The organism is Mycobacterium sp., assembly GCF_049683935.1.
Lineage (GTDB): Bacteria > Actinomycetota > Actinomycetes > Mycobacteriales > Mycobacteriaceae > Mycobacterium.
The window spans coordinates 1-4,715 of the sequence record NZ_JBAUJR010000233.1 but is presented as its reverse complement, the minus strand read 5'-3'; the positions used below and the strand labels follow the sequence as shown (position 1 = coordinate 4,715).

4 protein-coding genes and 1 pseudogene are annotated in these 4,715 nt (G+C 67.6%); all 5 read left to right on the top strand.

Annotated elements, in window-relative coordinates:
• Nucleotides 1–103 precede the first annotated feature (103 nt).
• Nucleotides 104–1,276, top strand: coding sequence for an MCE family protein (locus WA965_RS13410; RefSeq protein ID WP_526297157.1), 1,173 nt, complete (start codon nt 104–106; stop codon nt 1,274–1,276).
• Between the two features lies 1 nt (nt 1,277).
• On the top strand, nt 1,278–2,738 hold the full coding sequence (locus WA965_RS13405) for an MCE family protein (RefSeq protein WP_526297155.1): 1,461 nt from the start codon (nt 1,278–1,280) through the stop codon (nt 2,736–2,738).
• Complete coding sequence (locus tag WA965_RS13400; RefSeq protein ID WP_526297153.1) at nt 2,702–3,475, top strand: Rv1363c family protein; 774 nt, start codon at nt 2,702–2,704, stop codon at nt 3,473–3,475. Before WA965_RS13405 ends, WA965_RS13400 begins: the two co-directional genes overlap by 37 nt.
• Nucleotides 3,472–4,179 (top strand): hypothetical protein, encoded by a 708-nt coding sequence (locus tag WA965_RS13395; RefSeq protein WP_526297151.1) that lies wholly within the window; start codon nt 3,472–3,474, stop codon nt 4,177–4,179. The genes WA965_RS13400 and WA965_RS13395 overlap by 4 nt, the downstream gene beginning before the upstream one ends.
• A gap of 12 nt (nt 4,180–4,191) precedes the next feature.
• A pseudogene (locus tag WA965_RS13390) lies at nt 4,192–4,715 on the top strand (DUF1298 domain-containing protein); the annotation flags it as partial.

Genomic DNA, 4,715 nt, shown 5'->3' with positions numbered 1-4,715 from the left:
CCGATGCTCCGGCCCTCGCCGCCGAGATGCCGATGACAACCATCCCGAACGACGGACTGCACGGGTTGATGGTGCCGGCGGGGGCAGGCTCATGACGCCCACGATGCGGGTCCGCGCCGGTGTCGGTGTCACGCTGCTCGCTCTGACACTGGTCAGCTCGGGATGTGGGTGGCGCGGCCTGAACTCGATTCCCCTGCCGGGCGTCGAAGGCATGGGACCGGGGTCGTTCACGATCCAGGCGCAGATGCCCGACGTGGACAACGTCGAACGCAACTCCCGGGTCCGCGTCGGCGACGTCAACGTGGGCACCGTCACCGAGATCGAGCGTCAGGGCTGGAACGCACTGGTGACGATGTCGCTGGATGGTGATGTCGTGTTGCCCGCCAACGCAACCGCCAAGATCGGCCAGACCAGCCTGCTGGGCTCACAGCACATCGAGCTGGCGGCGCCCGCCGACGAGCCTCCGGAAGGCCGCCTCGACGGCGGCGCGCTGATCCCGCTCGCCTCCTCGGGTGCGTTCCCCACCACCGAGCAGGCGCTGGCCGCGGTTGCGCTGCTGCTCAACGGTGGTGGTCTCGGCAACATCCAGGACATCACCGAGGCGCTCAGCGTCGCCTTCACCGGGCGTGAGAACGACCTGCGCAGCCTGATCGAGCAACTCGACATTGCGATCGGGCACCTCGACGATCAGAAGAACGACATCATCGACACCGCGGAGAGCCTCGACAGCCTGGTCGGGCAGATCGCCGAACAGAAGCCGGTGCTGGACCGGGCGCTGCAGACGATCCCCGATGCGCTGTCCGTACTGCGCGACCAACGTGATGCCCTCTCCGAGACGCTGGTGCAGCTCGGCAGGTTCAGCGCGCTGGCGGCGGACTCGGTCAATCAGACCCGGGAATCGCTGGTGCAGGAACTCAAGGATCTCGGCCCGGTGCTGCAGTCGCTGGCCGATGCCGGCCCTGCGCTCACGAGGTCACTGAGCTTCCTGCCGACGTTCCCGTTCCCGAAGGAGACGCTGACCAACTGGCTGCGCGGTGACTACGCCAACCTGTCGCTGATCGTCGACCTGACGCTGAGTCGGATCGACGCCGGGTTCTTCACCGGAACCCGGTGGGAGTGCGACCTGACGTGGTTGGAACTGCAGTGGGGCCGAACCATCGGCCAGATGCCCAGCCCCTGCACCACGCCCAACTCGCCCTCGGTGGCGTGGAAGTCGCCGGGGACCACCCAGGGGAACCCGTTGCTCGCGCCGTACCGCTGGGATCAGGGGCCATGACATGCGTGTGACAAGACAGATGCTGATCCAGCTGGCGATCTTCTCCGTGATCGCCGTGACAGCGCTGGGAATCATGCTCTTCGGGTACATGAGGCTGCCGGCGCTGATGGGCATCGGCCAGTACCGGGTGACCCTCGAGCTGCCTGAGACCGGCGGGCTCTATGAGCGCAGCAACGTCACCTACCGGGGATCGCAGGTCGGCATCGTGGACAGCGTCGAACTCACCGAATCCGGTGTGGAGGCCAATCTTTCGCTCAATTCCGACGTCCCGATCCCCGCCGACCTGATCGCCGAGGTGCGCAGCCAGTCGGCGGTCGGCGAGCAGTTCGTCCAGCTTCTGCCGCAGAGCGGCGACGGCCCGGAGTTGCGCGACGGCGACGTGATCCCACGGGACCGCTCGTCGGTGCCCGTCGATGTGAACACCGTGCTCGAGCTCACCAATACTGGCTTGCAGGCCATTCCGCAGGACAACCTCCGCACAGTGGTCGACGAGGCGTACCTCGCGGTCGGCGGGCTCGGTCCGGAGTTGCGGCGGTTGGTCAGCGGTTCCACACAATTGGCGATCGACGCCAGGGCGGACCTCGATTCGCTGACGACGGTGATCGACGATGTCCGCCCGATCCTGGACTCCCAGATCGACACCTCTGGCTCGATCCAGGCGTGGGCGGCGAACCTGGCGAACGTCACCGGGCAGCTGCGGAACGAGGACGCGTCGGTGTCGGGCCTGCTCAGCACGGGTCCCGGCGCCGCCGAAGAGGTGCGGGCGCTGTTCGACCAGCTCCAACCCACACTGCCGATCGTGCTGGCCAACCTGGTGAGCGTCGGTGAGGTCGCCGTCACCTACCAGCCCAACCTCGAGCAACTGCTGGTGCTGCTCCCGCAGGGCACCGCGGTGACCCAGGGTGTGGGCGTGGCCAAGAACGGGACCAAACAGGACTACATGGGTGACTACCTGACCTTGAATCTGAACCTCAACATTCCGCCGCCGTGCAGCACCGGCTTCCTGCCCGCCCAGCAGCAGCGGGCGCCGACGTTCGAGGACTATCCCGACCGCCCGGCGGGCGATGTGTACTGCCGCGTGCCGCAGGACGGTGCCTTCAACGTTCGAGGTGCCCGCAACATCCCGTGCGTCACGAGGCCCGGCAAACGCGCGCCGACCGCGAAGATGTGCGAGAGCGATGAGAACTACGTACCGCTCAACGACGGGTACAACTGGAAGGGCGACCCCAACGCGACGATCTCCGGCCAGGCCGTTCCGCAGCTACGGCCGGGGTCACCACCTGCAGAGGCGCTTCCGCCAGCGGCTCCGGCGCCGCCTCCGATCGCAGCCGCCGAATACGACCCGGCGAGCGGCACGTACGTTGGACCGGACGGACATGTGTACACACAGTCCAACCTGGCCCGCAGTGCCGAAGAGGAGCAAACATGGCAGTCGATGATGCTGCCCCCGACGGGGAATTGAGCAAGCAGACCTCGGAGCCGAACCATGAAGCCGGGGTGGACGAGTCCGGCGCCGTGGAACCAGAGTCCACAGCCGTCGAGGAGTCAGCGGTTGAGGTGACGGCTGCCGACGAGACCGACGCGGGCGAGTCGGACGCCGGGGACGAAGCCGAGGGCACCGGCGTAGTGGACACCGACGTAGTGGACACCGACGTAGTGGACACCGAAGCCGAGGACTACGAAGCCGAGGCTGACGAAGCTCCCCTGCGCACCCCGATCTCGCACGTCAAGCTCGCCCTCATCGGTGGCCTCGCCGGCGTTCTGGCCTTGGCAGGGCTGACCGGCTGGCTGGGATTCCGGGCGTACGAATCGCACCAGGCCGCGGCAGAGAGCGCGCTGTTCCTTCAGGTGGGACGGCAGGGCGCGTTGAATCTCACCAGCATCGACTTCGAGAACGCCGAGGCCGATGTCCAGCGCATTCTGGACTCCGCGACCGGCACGTTCTACGACGACTTCCAGCAGCGTGCCCAGCCGTTCGTGGAGGTCGTCAAGCAGGCGCAATCGAAGTCGGTCGGCACCATCGCCGAGGCGGGCATCGAATCCGAGAGCGACAACGAGGCGCAGGTACTGGTCGCGGTCACGGTGCGGACGTCGAACGCCGGTGCGCCCGAGCAGGAACCGCGGGCGTGGCGGATGCGGATCCTGGTGGAGAAGATCGGTGACGAAGCCAAGGTGTCCAATGTGGAGTTCGTCCCGTGAGCAAGGACAACGAGGACAAGGCGACTGTGAGCTTGGAGAAGGACAACACGGCTGTGGGCACTGAGACCGAGGTCGATGACACTGCCGAGGACACCGCGGAGAAGACCACAGAGTCCGACAGCGAAGACACGGCCGACGCGGCCACTGCCGAGGAAGCCACCGAGGTCGGGCCCGACGACGTCGACCAACCCGAGGCCGAACCGGATGCGCCCAAGCGCGGCATCCAGTGGTCGCGAGTGGTCGCCTTCGGGCTGCTGCCCGCACTGGCTCTGGTCCTCGCTCTGGGCGCCGGATACCTGAAGTGGCGGGACAACTCGGTCCGCAGCGCTGACCTGGCGGCCTCGACCTCGGTGCAGGCGGCACGGGACATCACCATCGCGCTGCTGTCGTATGCACCCGACACGGTGGAGCAGCAGCTCGGGGATGCGCGCGAGCTGCTGACCGGAGAGTTCCGCGACTCCTACACCGCGCTGACCAACGACGTGGTGATTCCCGGTGCGCAGCAGCGGCAGATCTCCGCCGTCGCCTCGGTGCCGGCCGCGGCGTCGGTGTCGGCGTCCCCGACCGAGGCGGTTGTGCTGGTGTTCGTCAACCAGACCGTCAGCGTCGGCCAGGACCCGCCCACGGATACGGCGTCCAGCGTGCGGGTCACGCTGGACAAGGTCGACAATCGCTGGCTCATCTCGCAGTTCGACCCCGTATAGGTTCGCGCGTCGATGACGGTGCGCCGACTCGCCGCGATCGATGCGCAGACCTACTGGATGTCCGCTGCGGTCCCCAGCGACCAGTTCCTGCTCTACGCCTTCGGGCCGGGGTCGGCCGAGACCGATCACGCTGTCGAGGTGGTGGCGGATCGGGCGCGGGGTTGTGCCGAACTGGGGCTGCGCATCGCCGAAACCGGCTTCTGGACCTACCCGGCGTGGGTGCCCCGCAGGATCGGTGAGGACCAGTTCGTCGTCCACGAGTTGGCTGACCGCACCTGGGCGGCCTGTCTGACCGCGGTGACGAATCTGGTTGACCGGCAGCTCGATCCGCGGGAGATGACCTGGCGAGTGCACGTGTTCCCGGATATCGACGGCCTTCCCGGCGCCCGCGGCGCCACCGTGGCCGTCGTGCAGATCTGCCATGCACTCGGTGACGGAGTCCGGTCCGCGGCGTTGGCCGGCTATCTTTTCGGCCGCGCCGGCGAGGTGGATGCCGTCCCGGCGCCGCAAGGTTCCGCGGCCGCGCTCCCGTGGCG